Source organism: Parasulfitobacter algicola (assembly GCF_013315265.1).
Taxonomy (GTDB): domain Bacteria; phylum Pseudomonadota; class Alphaproteobacteria; order Rhodobacterales; family Rhodobacteraceae; genus Parasulfitobacter; species Parasulfitobacter algicola.
In genome coordinates, this window is sequence record NZ_JABUFE010000014.1 from 16,291 (window position 1) to 32,558 (window position 16,268).

At 49.9% G+C, this 16,268-nt stretch carries 17 protein-coding genes; 6 read left to right on the forward strand and 11 right to left on the reverse strand.

Annotation, left to right across the window (positions count from 1 at the left end):
* Positions 1 to 55: 55 nt before the first annotated feature.
* The 3 genes from HRQ87_RS17380 to HRQ87_RS17390 form a co-directional block, all read right to left on the reverse strand.
* The gene (locus tag HRQ87_RS17380) at positions 56 to 1,306 is read right to left on the reverse strand and encodes a flagellin (RefSeq protein WP_174139715.1); all 1,251 of its coding nucleotides are present in this window, start codon (positions 1,304 to 1,306) and stop codon (positions 56 to 58) included.
* 203 nt (positions 1,307 to 1,509) lie between these two features.
* Positions 1,510 to 1,866, reverse strand: coding sequence for a hypothetical protein (locus tag HRQ87_RS17385; protein ID WP_174139716.1), 357 nt, complete (start codon positions 1,864 to 1,866; stop codon positions 1,510 to 1,512).
* Positions 1,856 to 2,149 carry a rod-binding protein gene (locus HRQ87_RS17390; RefSeq protein ID WP_174139717.1) on the reverse strand — a complete coding sequence of 98 codons (294 nt, stop codon included), beginning with the start codon at positions 2,147 to 2,149 and terminating at the stop codon, positions 1,856 to 1,858. Before HRQ87_RS17390 ends, HRQ87_RS17385 begins: the two co-directional genes overlap by 11 nt.
* A 114-nt stretch (positions 2,150 to 2,263) precedes the next feature.
* Between HRQ87_RS17390 and fliK the strand changes: the two genes are divergently transcribed.
* Together fliK and HRQ87_RS17400 are read left to right on the forward strand one after the other, a co-directional pair.
* A complete protein-coding gene (gene fliK / locus HRQ87_RS17395; RefSeq protein WP_174139718.1) occupies positions 2,264 to 3,718 on the forward strand; it encodes a flagellar hook-length control protein FliK in 1,455 nt (484 codons plus the stop codon).
* Between the two features lie 9 nt (positions 3,719 to 3,727).
* Positions 3,728 to 4,390 carry a flagellar hook capping FlgD N-terminal domain-containing protein gene (locus HRQ87_RS17400; RefSeq protein ID WP_174139719.1) on the forward strand — a complete coding sequence of 221 codons (663 nt, stop codon included), beginning with the start codon at positions 3,728 to 3,730 and terminating at the stop codon, positions 4,388 to 4,390.
* On the opposite strand, the gene ubiB is transcribed toward HRQ87_RS17400, so the two are convergent.
* Positions 4,387 to 5,919: a 2-polyprenylphenol 6-hydroxylase gene (gene ubiB / locus HRQ87_RS17405; RefSeq protein WP_174139720.1), complete on the reverse strand. Its 1,533-nt coding sequence runs from the start codon at positions 5,917 to 5,919 to the stop codon at positions 4,387 to 4,389. The genes HRQ87_RS17400 and ubiB overlap by 4 nt on opposite strands.
* Positions 5,920 to 6,672: a bifunctional demethylmenaquinone methyltransferase/2-methoxy-6-polyprenyl-1,4-benzoquinol methylase UbiE gene (gene ubiE / locus HRQ87_RS17410; RefSeq protein WP_174139721.1), complete on the reverse strand. Its 753-nt coding sequence runs from the start codon at positions 6,670 to 6,672 to the stop codon at positions 5,920 to 5,922.
* Positions 6,673 to 6,757: 85 nt separating this feature from the next.
* Here ubiE and mutM point away from each other — a divergent pair, with 85 nt between their 5' ends.
* Together mutM and HRQ87_RS17420 are read left to right on the forward strand one after the other, a co-directional pair.
* The gene (gene mutM / locus HRQ87_RS17415; protein WP_174139722.1) at positions 6,758 to 7,609 is read left to right on the forward strand and encodes a bifunctional DNA-formamidopyrimidine glycosylase/DNA-(apurinic or apyrimidinic site) lyase; all 852 of its coding nucleotides are present in this window, start codon (positions 6,758 to 6,760) and stop codon (positions 7,607 to 7,609) included.
* A gap of 64 nt (positions 7,610 to 7,673) precedes the next feature.
* Positions 7,674 to 8,450 (forward strand): enoyl-CoA hydratase-related protein, encoded by a 777-nt coding sequence (locus tag HRQ87_RS17420; RefSeq protein ID WP_174139723.1) that lies wholly within the window; start codon positions 7,674 to 7,676, stop codon positions 8,448 to 8,450.
* 9 nt (positions 8,451 to 8,459) lie between these two features.
* Here the strand turns inward: HRQ87_RS17420 and HRQ87_RS17425 are convergent, their stop codons facing one another.
* Complete coding sequence (locus HRQ87_RS17425) at positions 8,460 to 8,936, reverse strand: hypothetical protein (protein ID WP_174139724.1); 477 nt, start codon at positions 8,934 to 8,936, stop codon at positions 8,460 to 8,462.
* 171 nt (positions 8,937 to 9,107) lie between these two features.
* Here HRQ87_RS17425 and HRQ87_RS17430 point away from each other — a divergent pair, with 171 nt between their 5' ends.
* Complete coding sequence (locus HRQ87_RS17430; protein ID WP_174139725.1) at positions 9,108 to 10,400, forward strand: O-acetylhomoserine aminocarboxypropyltransferase/cysteine synthase family protein; 1,293 nt, start codon at positions 9,108 to 9,110, stop codon at positions 10,398 to 10,400.
* 29 nt (positions 10,401 to 10,429) lie between these two features.
* Here the strand turns inward: HRQ87_RS17430 and HRQ87_RS17435 are convergent, their stop codons facing one another.
* Both HRQ87_RS17435 and HRQ87_RS17440 read right to left on the reverse strand, forming a co-directional pair.
* Positions 10,430 to 10,798, reverse strand: a complete 369-nt coding sequence (locus tag HRQ87_RS17435) for a DMT family transporter (protein ID WP_174139726.1) — start codon at positions 10,796 to 10,798, stop codon at positions 10,430 to 10,432.
* 2 nt (positions 10,799 to 10,800) lie between these two features.
* Positions 10,801 to 12,606, reverse strand: coding sequence for a hypothetical protein (locus tag HRQ87_RS17440; protein WP_174139727.1), 1,806 nt, complete (start codon positions 12,604 to 12,606; stop codon positions 10,801 to 10,803).
* 120 nt (positions 12,607 to 12,726) lie between these two features.
* Between HRQ87_RS17440 and HRQ87_RS17445 the strand changes: the two genes are divergently transcribed.
* Complete coding sequence (locus tag HRQ87_RS17445; RefSeq protein WP_217430490.1) at positions 12,727 to 13,659, forward strand: glycosyltransferase; 933 nt, start codon at positions 12,727 to 12,729, stop codon at positions 13,657 to 13,659.
* Between the two features lie 148 nt (positions 13,660 to 13,807).
* Here the strand turns inward: HRQ87_RS17445 and HRQ87_RS17450 are convergent, their stop codons facing one another.
* The 3 genes from HRQ87_RS17450 to HRQ87_RS17460 are packed head-to-tail and all read right to left on the reverse strand — an operon-like array spanning position 13,808 to position 16,266.
* Positions 13,808 to 15,250, reverse strand: a complete 1,443-nt coding sequence (locus tag HRQ87_RS17450; protein WP_174139729.1) for a glycosyltransferase family 39 protein — start codon at positions 15,248 to 15,250, stop codon at positions 13,808 to 13,810.
* Positions 15,237 to 15,545: a lipid-A-disaccharide synthase N-terminal domain-containing protein gene (locus tag HRQ87_RS17455; protein WP_174139730.1), complete on the reverse strand. Its 309-nt coding sequence runs from the start codon at positions 15,543 to 15,545 to the stop codon at positions 15,237 to 15,239. The genes HRQ87_RS17450 and HRQ87_RS17455 overlap by 14 nt, the downstream gene beginning before the upstream one ends.
* Positions 15,538 to 16,266, reverse strand: a complete 729-nt coding sequence (locus HRQ87_RS17460) for a glycosyltransferase (protein ID WP_174139731.1) — start codon at positions 16,264 to 16,266, stop codon at positions 15,538 to 15,540. The genes HRQ87_RS17455 and HRQ87_RS17460 overlap by 8 nt, the downstream gene beginning before the upstream one ends.
* Between the last annotated feature and the right edge of the window lie 2 nt (positions 16,267 to 16,268).

Genomic DNA, 16,268 nt, shown 5'->3' on the forward strand with positions numbered 1-16,268 from the left:
AGAATTATTTTATATGGCCGGGGCGCTAAGACCGCGCCCCGGGACCGTGTTATTATTACCGGAAGAGTGAAAGGATCGACTGAGGTGCCTGGTTTGCAATCGAAAGCGACTGTACGCCAAGCTGCTGTTGTACCTGCAATGCCTGTAGTCTAGCAGATGCTTCTTCCATGTCCGCATCAACAAGAGAGCCGATACCTGATTTCAGGCTGTCGGTCAGCGTGCTGACAAAGCTGGCCTGAGTTTCAATACGGCTTTGAACCGAACCAAAAGAGGCAGCAGCATCGATTGAACGATCAATCATTGATTCCAGTGACGCCAAAGCAGCTGCAGCACCTTCATCAGTTGTGACATCGATATCGTTCAGATCACCCAATCCGCCTGCTGATACACCGGCTGTACCGCCAGTTGCAGATTCAGCGTTCAGGCTGACTGTGCCAGCACCATTGTTGGTCAGCGTGATTTCATCACCATCCCGCGTGACCGAATAGTTGGATTCGCCCGTTACGGAAAAGAAGTTTGCGATCTGGTTTGTCAGCTCGGCTGCAACGGATGCAGCACTATCGTCAGCGTTCGCGACATACTCAAATGATCTTTCACCAAGCGTGTCATTACCACCAGCGGCTGTATCATTCAAAGTGATGCGATAGCTATTTCCGTCAGCCACGCTTTCAATGGCAACAACCTGGGTACCTGCCGCAGCAACAGTTGCGGCTGTACCAGCGTTTCCGCCGCCATTACTGATGATTGTCGTATCCGTGACAGCAGTGCCGCCAAAAGTAGCCGCAGTGCCGCCTGTGCTTGTCAGCGACAGGTTCTGACGCTCAACTGTGATTGTGGATGCTGTTGGTGCGTTTGAACCGCTGCGGTCAAGCGACGACAGAATTTCCACATCATCGCCAGATGTCAAAAGGTTCAGACCATTAAACTGAGCAGCACCTGCAATGGATTCGATCTGTGCAGTATATGCTTCAATTTCAGTTTGCAGTTTGGTTCTGTCAACGTTCTGGCCCTGAGACGCAACAATCTGCGTTTTCATGTCTGTCAGAAGGTCAGTGATCTGCTCAGACGCTTCACGTGCAACGCTTACGGTTGATTCACCCAGTGAAAGACTTTCAGAAATCGCCTGAAACCCTTTGACGTCTGATTCCATAACCTTTGAAATCGCCCAGACAGCTGCGTTGTCTTTTGCAGACGCCACTTCTTTACCTGTTGAAATGATCGCTTGTGTTTTGGACAGGTCGTTGTTGATTGATTTCAGAGTTTGAAGCGCAGTCATTGCGCCGTTGTTTGTCAGAATGCTGGACATAATTATGACCCTTAATTTAGTGGCGCTTTGCGCCGGATTGATGATCCGCAATTGCGGGGTTCGATGTCATTCTGACAAATGCACATGCCTGTTTTCGTGGCATGTGACCTTCTGGATATGTCGTCACCTTGCGCTAAAAATGACTAAGGCTTTACTAATGCGAATGCTCATTGATAATTCGCATTTTAAATAAATCGAATGGATCAGGCGCGTCGCTCAAACGATTTATGGTCAGCCTTTTCAAGGCTGCTGATTTGTCCGGATGCACCGTAGACAGTTAAAGGTTTTTGGGCGTCACGAATGGATGAAAGCCGGTTCAAAGCAGAGCTTATACCTTGCTTTACGGCCTCTAGCATTTTTTGATTCTGCTCGGCCCGGCGTTTAAGCTGCACGATATCGCTATGAGATAAGGGCGCACTTTTAGAAAGGGCGTCATGCAGTTTTTCTTTTTGACCGGTCAGTTCAGATAAAATATTCAGATCACCCCGGATCATCGCCTGACGTTCCTTTTCAAGGATATCGGCTATTTTGGCGATGACATGTGTGGAATCACTTTTCATTGGATACCCTTTGTTTCAGATTTTCAAAAATAGCCTCAGACAGACCAATGCCGCCGGCTTTGACCATCTCATCTGCTTGGGCTTGTCTTAAAAATGAAGCGAACTGATCTTCGCCCGCCCCACCATTGAACCCAGGCGCGGATTTGCCCACACCTGCGGACTTCAGCATTTCAGCCAAAAACGTCGCTTCCAAAGACTGCGCGGTTTTCTTCAGATGCGCGTCTTTTTGATTTTTATTAAAGGGATTCGATTGAACGCCCCCTATACTTAGAATGTCAGCCATTCAGATCGCTCCAATTCTTTGCATTTTTTTTGATATTGCCTGCCGTTGGTAAAGAACCGGTAACCAGCGTGCGCCATAGTAACGAAATACTCAGGAAGAAATCCGGGATTCGATATGTATTTTGAAATGCGCCACAGTTTGATTGCACCAACAAACCCGCCACAAACGGCGGATGTGGGGCTGACAGCATCAATCGAAGGCGATTCGACATCATTCATCAGTTTCATGACGGATGATATCGCCGAAGCCGTCACGGATGATCCGTCAACTAAATTGGCGCAGCAAGAAGATCCCATTGGGCCAGATGATTCTGAAACAGAAAATGCCGATGTCGAAACTGAAATAGAAGCATTGACCGCTATGTTTTCCGCCCCTGATGCGTCGAACGAGATTCAGAAGGAAAATTCAGAAATACCTTGGCTCGATGCATCGGATGGTAAAACCAGCACGGATACAAATGTAATGGATATGCCTGATGCAAACGTAATTTTGACCTCAGGTGTCGCAACACCACAAGCCACACCTATGCCAACCGAAGCCTCGGAGGTGGTGCAACCAGCATTGGCGCATGGTTTGCAGAACGCGCCCCTGACCCCGAAAGCGCAACCATTCGTTGCGGACAACGGCAAGTCTGATGTTACAAAGGCAATAATTGACAGTGTGCCACAGGATCGACGGAAAAGTGTCGATAACCTAATTGCACTCCCCCAGACCAAGCCGCCTTTGACAGCGCAGCCCATGCCGGCTGAACCTGCCATCGTGGCCAAAGGGCCTGAAACGGCATCCGTTGACGCTGTGGACATCCAAGCCCGGGACGTGCCAAAGACACCAGTCGCTATCAAAACAGACCCGGCGCTCGTTTTGGCTGCACCAATGGCTGCAGCGGTCAGTCAAGTTTTAGCTAAGAAGACTGATCAGAATACAAAATTGATCGAAATTAAAACCCCGGATGCACCTTTGCAAATACCAAGTCCGCAGACTAAGGATTATGCTGTTGCCGCCAACCCGGTAGAAAACTTTCTGCAGAAAGTACCCGACATAAGTGGGATTATGGCAGATATCCCAAGTTTCATCGCAACTGATTTTGAGGGCTTTGATAAAGGTACAGCGCCGTCGCTTACATCATCATCTGAAACCGTTGTAACAACCCATCGCGGTTTTGAAACACGGCTGAACGTACCTGAGTTGCCAAAATTTGTTGCCGCCCAAATGGCAGATGCAGCCCGGGGGGCATCCGATAATATTATTGAGTTGCAGTTGAATCCCGAAGAATTGGGCCGTGTTCGGATGACACTTACAACGCAAGACACTGGCTTGACTATGGTGCTGCAGATCGAACGGCCTGAAACGCTTGAACTGATGCGCCGCAACATTGAAGCGCTTTCGCAAGAATTCAAAAATATGGGGTATACCGATATCTCGTTTGATTTTGGGCAGAATGAAAACACATCTGGCGATCAGCAAGACACACCCACACCGCCGTCATATCAGGGCGAATTCGATGACAGCTCGGATGCCGTTCGCGTCACGCTTTCAACCGTCACTGACGGGCTGGATTTAAGATTATAAGGAAAAAATATGGAAATCACGCAGCAATCAAATGCATTTGCGTCCTCAAATGCGCAGGCAACAACATCAGGTGGGGCGTTAAGTGCCGATTTTGATACGTTTTTGACCCTACTAACAGCACAACTTGAAAATCAGGATCCGCTAGAGCCAGTAGATTCGACGGAATATGTCGCCCAACTTGCCACCTTTTCCAGCGTTGAACAGCAGGTCACGACCAATGATCTGCTAAGGGGCCTGGGTGCGCAATTGGGGTTGACGAATATGGCCGATATGGCCGGTTGGGTGGGAATGGAAGCGCGAGTCGCGGGGCCGGCTTATTTTGATGGTACGCCGATCACTATTGCCCCCAATCCTGTCGCAATTGCAGATACAGTAAATTTAATCGTGCGCGATGAAAACGGCAATGAAGTGCAACGCCGCGCAATTCCTGCGTCCACCGATGAAATTGAATGGGCCGGTGTTGCCAATGATGGCAGTCCGCTGCCTGTCGGAACCTATCAGTTTGAAATCGAAAGCAGCCGGAATGGCGAAGTTTTACAGACTGACATAGCGGAAGTGTATTCCACAATTACGGAAGCTCGCGGTGAAAATGGCGGAACGGTCCTGATCCTGGATGGTGGTGTGCGCGCAGTGCCAGCCGATGTGACAGGTTTGCGGGGTGGTAGCCTTTAAAATCTTTCCAGAATAATAATTAGAAGTGCTGTCAATCCGGCCCCTGTTCCCATCCATAAGATGGGTCGCCACCAGCGGTTGGCAGGTCTGTGTTCGGGCGGTGGATTGCCTTGACGGATCAGTGCTGCCTCGGCCATTTGCGGCAATCTTGGCCCGAACCTGGCCAAAACGCGGGCCGTTCTTGCCAAATCCTTTATCAGGGCCTTGGGGCCAATGCTTTCCTTGATGTAGTCTTCCACGGTGGGTCGGGCGACTTCCCAGATGTTGATATGCGGGTCAAGCGACCTTGCGACGCCTTCGACCACGACCATTGTGCGTTGCAGCAAAATTAGTTCGGTTCGGGTTTCCATGCCGAAACGTTCTGTTACCTCAAACAGATAATTCAACAGGCGGCCCATGGAAATCCGCGTGGCGTCCATACCAAAGATAGGTTCGCCAACCGCCCGCAGCGCACGCGCAAATTCGTCCACATCACGATCCGGTGGAACATACCCAGCTTCGAAGTGCACCTCGGCCACGCGTCTGTAATCCTTGCGAATAAAGCCGAACAGAATTTCCGCATAAACACGGCGTGTATATTCATCAATGCGCCCCATAATCCCGAAATCATAAGCAATGATGTCGCCATTTGGTGCAATCTTCAGGTTGCCCTGATGCATATCCGCATGAAAATATCCATCCCGCAGCGCATGGCGCAGAAAAAGCTGCATGACGCGCTTACCCAATTCACGACGATCATGGCCCGCGGCATCAATCGCGATCACATCGCCCGATGGCACACCTTCGGCCCAGCCAAGGGTCATCACGCGTTTGGCGGAATATTCCCATTTGACCTTTGGCAGTTGAAAGCCTGCATCGTTTTTGGTGTTTGCTGCAAATTCCCCCGCAGCTGAACTTTCAAGCCGCAGATCCAATTCACCCAAAACGACACCCTCAAAGTGGGCGATCACCTCCATCGGGCGCAAACGGCGTGATGAGGGGGACAAAAGCTCGATCATCCGCGCGGCCAGATAGAAAGCGTCAATATCCCGGCGAAAAGCCTTTTCGATACCTGGGCGTAATACTTTGACGGCAACCTCTTCCCCGGTTTCGGCCAGCGTTGCTTTGTGAACCTGCGCGATTGATGCGGCTGCCACGGGTTCGCTGAATTCGGAAAAAATCTGATCGACGGGAACCTCCAGTTCGGCTTCGACAGATTTTTTAGCCACTTCAATCGGAAAGGGGGGCAGCTTATCCTGAAGAACCCGCAGTTGAATCGCCAGTTCATCGCCCACAACATCCGGCCGCGTCGACAACACCTGACCAAATTTGATGTATGCAGGCCCCAATGCAGTTAAGGCCCGTGTGGCAGGCGGCATGTTTGGATCACCCTTGTCGCCCAGCCATTTAAACGGCCATCCCAGAATGCGTGCCACCAGACGCAGGCTTGGCGGTGCCTTAAAGGCATCCAGCACCACGCCCATCGCGCCGGTCCGTTCCAAGGTGGCGCCCGTTCGGATCAGACGCCAGATATTATGGGGTCCGCGCATCTAGATCTTCCAGCCGGAATGCAGCGCCGCAACGCCCATTGTCAGGTTGCGATATTTGGCGTTTTCAAAACCGGCCGTCTGTATCATGCCCAAAAACGTTTCCTGATCGGGAAAATTACGAATGGATTCGACCAGATACTGATAACTGGCACGATCATTTGCGATCATCTGTCCCATCGTCGGGATCACGTTAAACGAATACTGATCATATGCCCATTGCATCATCGGGTTGGGTAATTGGCTGAATTCCAGCACCATCAGCCGCCCGCCAGGTTTCAGAACGCGAAAGGCTTCGTTCAATGCGTCCTGCGGGCGGGTGACGTTTCGGATGCCAAAGGAAATCGTATAAACATCAAAGCTGTTATCTTCGAACGGCAGTGCCATCGCGTCGCCCGCCAACCAATCCAGCTGATCAGACAGTTTTTCGGCCTCGGCGCGTTTGCGTCCTTCGACCAGCATGCCTTCGGTCAGATCAACAACCATCGCATGCCCAAACCCTGCGCGTTTCAGAAACCTGAATGCGATATCACCTGTGCCACCTGCCACATCCAGCAGCTTTTGTCCGCCACGTGGGGCCAGCCAATCCATCATCGCATCTTTCCAGACGCGGTGAATGCCCACGGACATGACATCGTTCATAACGTCGTATCGCGACGCCACGCTGTTAAACACGCCTTGAACACGTTCAGCCTTTTTCCCTTCGGGAACCGTATCAAAGCCGAAGTGCGTTGTTTTTTCAGTCTCTTCACTCATGGGGTCTTGCGTCCTTCACTGTCACCCTTCTTATAGAGCGCGATTGGCCCGATACAATGCACGCCCCTCAGAAGGAAAGCACAAGATGCCCGAATTACCAGAGGTCGAGACGGTTCGTCGCGGTTTATTGCCCGTGATGGAGGGAAAATTAATAAAGTTGACAGCTGTCAACCGACCCGATTTGCGTTGGCCACTGCCTGACCGCATGGCTGAGCGACTGACAGATGTGCGTGTGACGGCCCTGCGGCGCAGGTCGAAATATATTCTGGCTGATTTGAGCACGGGCGAGACGCTGATCATTCATCTGGGCATGTCCGGGCGCATTCTGATTTCAGGCCATCAGGTCGGCGATTTTCATCATGATCACCCCGCGCCGGAAAAACATGACCACGTGGTTTTCGATATGGAAGACGGGGCACGGGTGACATTCAACGACGCTCGCCGTTTTGGACATATGGATCTGACCACGACAAAAGATCTGGAAGATCATTGGCTGATTAAACCACTTGGGCCAGAACCTTTGGGCAATGCGTTCAACGAAGACTATCTGACAGACCGTCTTCGGGGGCGGAATACGCCCATTAAAACAGCGCTTCTGGATCAACATATAATTGCGGGACTGGGCAACATTTATGTGTGCGAAGTTCTGCACCGCGCGGGCATTTCGCCCAAACGTAAAGCAGGTCAGGTCTCAAAAACCCGCGTCGCGCAGATGGTTCCGATCATTCGCGACGTGTTGCGCGAAGCGATCCAGGCAGGGGGATCATCCCTGCGGGATTATCGCCAGACCGATGGTGAATTGGGATATTTTCAGCATACATTCCGGGTTTATGATCAAGAAGGACAGCCCTGCAAAACGCACGGCTGTGACGGTACAATCAGCCGAATCGTTCAATCGGGACGATCATCTTTCTATTGTGCGCAATGCCAAAGATAGCTTGATCACCTGCGTGACAGTGATAAGCAATTAAGTCTGACTGCATCAAAACAAGGGCCGACCCATGGCGTACGAGACGATTATCGTCGATATTTCCGACCATATTGCAACGATCACTTTGAACCGTCCGGATGTGATGAATGCATTAAACGCGACCCTTTTGAACGAACTCACGGATGCCGTACAAGATGCCGATCGCAACGAAAAAGTGCGTTGCATGATCATCACCGGATCAGAAAAGGCATTTGCTGCGGGGGCTGATATCAAGGAAATGTCTGACAAAAGCTTTGTCGATATGTTCCGGTCAAATTATTTTGTCGATAACCACGACAAGATAATGCAAGTACGTAAGCCTATTATTGCAGCCGTTGCAGGTTTTGCGCTGGGTGGTGGATGCGAATTGGCGATGATGTGCGATTTCATCATTGCGGCAGAAAATGCAAAGTTCGGCCAACCCGAGATTAACCTGGGTGTGATTGCAGGGATCGGTGGCACGCAGCGTCTGACCAAACTTGTCGGTCGCGCCAAGTCGATGGATATGCATCTGACAGGCCGTTTCATGAAAGCTGACGAAGCCTTGCAATCAGGACTGGTCAGTCGTGTGGTGCCGTTGAAAAACCTGATGGAGGAGGCCCAGGCTGCCGCCCATAAGATTGCCGAGAAATCCCAATTGGCTATTATGGCTGCGAAAGAGGCTGTGCATTTTGCAGAGCAGGCCGGCCTGCGCGAAGGTATTCAATTCGAACGCCGCGTGTTCCATTCGTTGTTTGCAACAGAAGATCAAAGCGAAGGCATGGCTGCTTTTATGGCAAAGCGCGAAGCACAGTTTCGCGATAAGTAATGTATCCCGTCACATGGCAGTTTGGTTTTGTGACGGTATCACTTTAAACTCGATCACACTGACCACATAGCTAACAGCGATAACAACAAGATAAGTGCTGTGTTCCAGTAACTCCGCCCTGTCGCCGACGATGATGTCAAAAATCACGAAGCCGATGAAGACAAGAAAAGAAGCAAATAGCGACTTGTGGATCAGTCCCAGCGTTTTGTCAGCGCTTTTCCCAAAATGTATCAGCCAGATGCAAAGCACAAATGGCAATGCAACCAGTATTTCGACGACGCCAGCGAAATATAAAATCGGGGAAACACTCCATCCCGACCAGTTCAAACTTTCATAATATCCGATGAATTGGGTTGTTCGGTCTTTTCCATGCCACGTTAATAAGCCAAAATTTCGACCCCCAATGAATTTATCAAGCCCATTCAATAGCCAGAAAAACATCCAGTAAAGTGAAAAACTTAACGACATAAAGGGGTAGGTTTTCATATAAACGCCTGTCATTGTGTTGATTTCGATACAATTGAAACTGTATTATCACGCTTTCGTGATCTCAAGTGAATATCCGTGAACGCGGCGACTTCATGCCAATGCATCCAATCTGTTGAGAGCCGCGCCAAGGTGCCCTAAAGAACACATAGATAAAATCGGGAGGACGCCATGGGCGACGGCAAGACATTACACTTTGATACACAACAAATTCACGCAGGCAGTCACCCTGATCCTGCTACGGGCGCACGGCAAACCCCGATTTACCAAACAACAGCCTATGTGTTTCGCGACGCAGATCATGCGGCTAAGTTGTTTAACCTGCAGGAAGTTGGGTATATTTATTCGCGATTGACCAACCCGACTGTCGCAGTTTTGCAGGAACGTGTGGCCACACTGGAAGGCGGCATTGGTGCCGTGGGCTGTTCATCGGGTCATGCAGCCCAGATCATGGCTTTGTTTCCATTGATGCAGCCAGGGATGAATATTGTTGCGTCGACCCGCCTTTATGGTGGCACCATTACGCAGTTTTCCCAGACCATCAAACGCTTCGGTTGGAGCGCAAAGTTCGTTGATTTTGATGATCTGGACGCGGTCAAAGACGCGATTGATGACGATACCCGTGCAGTTTTTTGCGAGTCAATTGCGAACCCAGGTGGCTATATTACGGATCTTGATGCGATTTCTGCGATCTCGGATCAGGCGGGTATTCCGTTGATTGTAGATAACACTTCGGCCACGCCATATCTGTGCCGGCCGATTGAACATGGCGCAACATTGGTTGTCCATTCCACAACGAAATACCTGACGGGCAATGGGACCGTGACTGGCGGCGTTGTTGTGGATTCGGGTAAATTCGACTGGACAGCCAATGATAAATTCCCATCCCTCAGCCAACCGGAGCCAGCCTATCATGGCCTCACCTTTGCTGAGGCGTTCGGCCCAATGGCTTTTACCTTTCACGGGATTGCCATCGGTTTGCGCGATCTGGGTATGACAATGAATCCGCAAGCCGCGCATTATACGCTGATGGGCATCGAAACCCTAAGCCTGCGCATGGATCGCCATGTTGAAAATGCCCAAAAAGTTGCGGCCTGGCTTGAGACGGACCCAAGGGTCGATTACGTGACTTATGCGGGTCTGCCATCATCACCGTACTATGACCGTATCAGCAAGATTTGCCCGAAAGGGGCGGGTGCCTTGTTCACGTTCGCCGTCAAAGGCGGATATGATGCCTGTGTGAAACTGGTCGATGCGCTTGAGATATTCAGCCATGTCGCCAACCTGGGCGATACTCGGTCTCTTATCATCCACTCGGCCTCGACCACACACCGCCAATTGTCGGTACAACAGCAAGAGGCCGCAGGTGCCGGACCAAACGTTGTTCGTTTGTCTATCGGTATTGAGGATGCAGACGATCTGATTGCTGATCTTGATCAGGCATTGGCCACAGCAACTGCTTAAAACCTTGCCGTACTCTGGTCCTTATTGGATCAGAGTACGATAATTGCCAATCCTGCGAGAATGAACAGGGTTCCAACAAAATATTGCCATCCGATGGCTTCATCGAAAAAATAATAAGCCAGTACAGGCACGATACAATATGTCAGTGCCATGAACATATAAGCCAACGATAGTGGTACCGATTTTAGAACAAAAACCCATATCACAGTTGCTGAGCCATAAAGGACAATGGCGACGATAAAGATTGGATCAATCAATAGACGCAAGAAACTGTTCAGGCTGACAGCGCCCAGATTTGAGCTGGCCATTTTGAATAGAACCTGACCAACCGCGATCGCAATAGGGGTCGCGATTAATGCAACCCAAATTGAAAGCGACAGATTTAAAGATTGCAGCATGTCTAGGACCCTTCGGGTTTATTGACTTGAAAAATCTTCAAAATTCCAGTTCCTTCACCAACTTGTGTTAGATAATTCGGCGGTGTACCTGCATTCAGAAGCGGCCAGATTGTACCGTCTTCTTCCGCAAACAAAGATTGTCCCCAAGTATCGCCAATTCCGGTACATAAAACGACATATTTAGCATTCCAACTATACAAATACTCTTTTGCTTGGGCAGCATCCGACTTTGAAAAATCTACCAGTGCTTGGATACCATCATGGTTGCGATGGAAATTCGATGCCAGCACGCGGTGTTTCGTTTCCATCAATATGTATGGCGCGAAATTAGTGCCAGACACGATCAGGCCAGGTTCAAATGCATTGAGTTGTTCAATAAGTTGGGAACTTAGGCACAACTGTTCGTCGTCAGATGTATTTGCCCCCACAAGTGAAACGGAAGCATTAATATCGTTCTTGGGCGTGAATTCGGAAATCAACTCGCGCCAGAACATACTATTCAAGGCAACTATCAAAACGATGAATACAATCCCGATCTTGGAATTATTAGTTGATTTGTACCATTTATAGCTGTCTGCCAACAAAAGAGCTAAGGCCGGTATAATGAAGATATCCGTGAATGCTGATGCCCGAACTTGATAAAGCGAGATCGCCCAACTGATCGCAATCAAAACTGTAAGAAGCAGCTTTTCTTCTTTATGTTGTGATTTGAAGATCGAAAAGATCAGGTATGCGACTGCGATAACTGGGAGAAGCAATTGGCCGAAGCTACTACGGTTCGCAGGATCTTGTAGCCAGACCAGAAAGGGCTTGGCTTCATTAACGCGGTCCAGCCAATAGGTGCGGACATCAGGATAAATCTGCGACATTGGATTTGACAGACAATCGGGTGCAAACAATTTCCCGAAGATCAGAGTTGTTGCACCAAGGGAGACAAGCCCGATAAGGCGCACCATTTTGCTTTGATTTGAAAGAACCGGAACAATCAGGAACAAACCGGCAGAGCCGAAGCCAGCCAGTAATAAAAGCTGTTCATCTAATGCGTCACATCTGAAATCTGTTTTGGACGTTTCAGGCCAGAACGCCAAAAAGCTGATAATCAGTGTAACAAAGAACCCCGCACTGAAGCCCAGTGTCGCAGTCTTTCTGTCGGCGCCATGCCACCACCACCGCAAAGCGGCAGCCAGACAAAAAAGCGCAATATAAACAATCGCTTCCAAACCCACGACCAAACTTAGGGCCGCAAATAACCCACCAATTATACCAGCTTTATATCCTGTTTGGGATGACAGTGCTGCAGCAAGGCAAGCCAATGTGAAAACAATTTGTACGTTATGGTGATCAAGCGATCCGACCCCAAATTTACCGCCCATGTAAATGACGAAACTGCCCAGATAAAGACTGGCAAACCCGGTCTCTTTTTCGCCAATTGCGTTGGAAATGCGTGTTAGCAATCCAATAGCGATAGCCAACAAAAACAATGGCCATACAGCGCCAGCCGTGATCTCGGCATTTTTAGACGACATGAATAAATCGAAAAATAAAATTAAACCGGCAATGGGCAGATCGATTAATCGCGACCAGTGTAAAACAGTCCCGCCTTCCAAACCCAGTCGATATTGGGTCACATCGTACCATCCTTGCCCGGCCAGAAAATTCCGAACCTGAACAAGTCGCATCAGATCATCGTTCCACATCTGGGCAGATGGGCTTTGCATAATGAATGCGTCGGAAAGCGATTTTACTATGATCAGAGCGACTGCAAGCCAATACAGCTTGATCACTGTTGATCCCAAAGTTTTTTGCATATTATTGACCATTTACCATTGTATATGGGTAACATCGCACCCGCGTTTTATCGACACTGTTTACTCAGAAAGGTCGACGCACTAAACGCAAAAGTTGTGATATGGATGAAAGTGTTCGATGTGAGTGAAACTAAGCAACAGAGTGTCGCGGTATTGTTACCCTGCTACAACGAAGAAGTGACCATAGCGCAGCTGGTTGCAGATTTCAAAGAAGCTTTGCCCGGTGCAGACATTTATGTTTATGACAATGCCTCAAGCGATAAAACCGCCGAACGGGCAAAGGAAGCTGGTGCCATTGTCAGGCATGAACGCAGACGCGGCAAAGGCAATGTCATTCGCCGTATGTTCAGCGATATCGATGCCGATGTTTATGTGATGGCTGACGGCGATGGCACCTATGCTGCCAAGGATGCGCCTGCTTTGATCGAACAACTGAATGATCATTCGCTGGCGATGGTCGTGGGCCGCCGTGCCAATATAACGGAAGACGCCGGTCGTAAGGGTCATGCATTAGGAAATCGCGTTTTCAATGCAACGTTCCGCTGGATGTTTGAGCCAGGCTTTTCCGATATCTTTTCCGGTTATCGTGTTTTTTCGCGCAGGTTCGTCAAAAGCTTTCCCGCCTTGTCCGCAGGATTTGAAACAGAAACTGAAATATCTGTGCATGCGCTGACGCTGAAATTGCCGGTTGAGGAACAGGAGGTTTCTTATTCAACACGTCCAGAAGGATCCGAAAGCAAGCTAAGCACGTTTAAAGACGGACTTCGTATTCTGAAATCATTCTTTATCTTAATGAAAGAAGTGCGACCGCTGCAGTTCTTTTCGATCCTGGGTGGAATATCGCTTCTGTTCAGCCTTTATTTCGGGCTGCCGGTGGTGTTTGAATATTTTACAACCGGCATTGTGACGTTGATCCCACGGTGGATCGCCTGCATTGGGATGCTGGTACTGGCGTTGATGATGTTTGTGTGCGGGATCATACTGGACAGCATTGCGCGTTTCAGGACGGAACAGAAACTGATCGCCTATCTTGCAACTGCAAAATCGTCGTAAGTCAGCTGATAATCATATGGCGCGGGATCAATTTGTTACCATAAATGTGCTATAAGGGTATCTGACAAAACAAACTGCGAACGCGTTTAAGGCTTGGTGCCAGATGAAAATATCATTTGCGTGACATGGTCGGTTTCAGGCCGAAATATCAATTCCAGCATGTATTTGGAACAATATATGCCGAATAAGGTTCATCCCGGTATTTTCCGGCATCGCTTATGATATCAGCAACTTTAGTGCCGTCGCATGGCAGGGACCGCTTGCTTTCGATCACATAAAGCACGGTCGGCTGATCAGGGTTGGGCTGAAACGAGTAGCTAAGCGCATAATGATTTGGCGCACGGCCTTTGTGCGGCGCGGCGGCAATGTCAAACGGCTTATCGCGCCCGGTATAGAAAAGATCCGCCAGAATATCGCGTTTGCGGGCCACAATTGTGGTTTGATCGTTCCGTGCTGCGACATCGAAAATCTGATCGCTTAGTTCGTCCAACCCCACATAACGGCTCATCAACAGCCGATCCTGGCCAAGGGTCATGCGATCTGCGAAAATCATTGCGATGGGCAGGAACAAACATAAAAAACCGTTGATCACGAACGAGGCCTTTAGCCAGTTCGGGCGTGTCACCAATGCAGAAAATACGACAAGACTGCCCGCGACATAGGCTGCCGCGGCCCAATTTGCATAGGCCTCGGACAGGATGGCCTGCAGACAGACCAGGACTATGATCGGCAAGGAGAACAAAAGCATAGCCGCCTGAAACAGCGTCAAGCCGCCCCGTGCTGCGCGCCAGCCTAAAACGAGTAGCCAGCCAAAAACGACAGGTCCAAAGACTGCGAACTGTGCTAGAAAAAACTCGGTCAGACCGGCGAAGTTCAAGCTGGCCCTGCTGCCCGGATCGCGTACCCAATCGGCATTATCAAGCGTGTGTTCAATCGTCGAAAGGCCGTTGGCGATGTTCCATAAGATATTTGGTGAAATGGTGATCAGGAAAACGCCCAGAATTGTTCCGGTCTGGCCCCAATTTGGTCGATATTGGCGAAAGGCGACCGCGGTCAGGCATGCCATAATCACATAATACAGTGCCGCGTATTTTGACAAAAAAGCAAAGCCCAACAGAACACCTGTCAGGATCAGCCACTGCCGTCGATCATCTTCGAAAATCCGCAAGTAACAATAAAGCGCACCTGCAAGAAACGGAAACATGACGGTATCTGTTGAGATTAAAAAGGACCCCACCGCGACCATCGGCAACGTGGCATAGCCCAAAGCCGTTGCAATGGCTGCGCGATGGCCGATATGACGTGCAGCGATAGCGCCTAAAATCAAGGCTGTCGCTGCATGAAGCAGAGGTGCTGGTAATCTGATCCAGAATGCTGTGTCGCTGCCGCCGATTTCGGTAAAGGCGCGGATCACCCAGCCAATCATCGGGGGTTTTGAATAATAACCGAACGCCAGATCTTGCCCCCAGAACCAATACTGGGCTTCATCCACGAAAATATCAGCGGTTGCAAAATGCAGTGACACCACGCGAAATGCGGTGATCAGGGTTAGTCCAAGCAGGGCCGGACCCAGCCAGCTACGGTGAAGCACGTCGTTTTTCCGCGTATATCAGCCAAAGGTTACGACAATAGATAAGCAGCCCCATGCTTTGACCAAATATAAAAACCGGATCTTTGCGATAAACCGCATAAGCGAACAGAATGGCACCGCCAATGATCGAAAAATACCAGAAGGCCAGCGGGATCACGGACCGTTTGGCGCGTTCGGATGCGATCCATTGAACCAAAAAGCGCGCGGTAAATAAAAGCTGGCCGCCGATACCAAAGACAACCCACCAGAATTCAAACCAGCTTTCCACGTTTAGCCATGCAAAGACATTATCCATCCAGCGGCACCTCGGTCGGATGGGCTTTCTTGCGACGTCTGATCAACCATGCCACGCCCATCAAATCAAAAACCCCAACAAACGCACGTTGGATATTGGAATAATTCGATCGGCCCGCACCGCGTTCGCGGTGGCTGACATCGACCAGCGCAATGTCCCATCCGTTGCATTTGAACAAGGCGGGCAGATAACGGTGCATGTGATCGAAATAGGGAAGTTCAAGGAATGCGTCCTTGCGAAACCCTTTCAGCCCGCAGCCCGTATCGCGTGTGCCGTCGTGCAGAATGCGCTTGCGCAGTGAATTAGCCAGTTTAGAGGCTGCGCGTTTGGATGTCGTATCCTGCCTGTCAATCCGTTGACCCGCGACCAGCCCCAGTTTTCCGTTCTGGTCTGCCAATAGCGGTTGATAAAGCTTTGGAATTTCACATGGCGGATTTTGTCCATCACCGTCCAAAGTACAGATGATATCTGCAAGTGCAGCGTTTACGCCACTATGAACCGCTGCACTTTGGCCGCCCGAATGGGTGTTTTGCAGCAATCTGACCGTCGGATGCACCGCTTTCAGCGCACGTACAGCATCGGCTGTTCCGTCGGTGGAGGCATCATCAATGATAATCACCTCGTATGCGACATCTGTGCAGTGTTCTGCGATCTCGGCCAGAACGGTTTCTACGTTCCCGGCTTCGTTTTTCATCGGGATTACAATTGAAACGGCTGTCACGA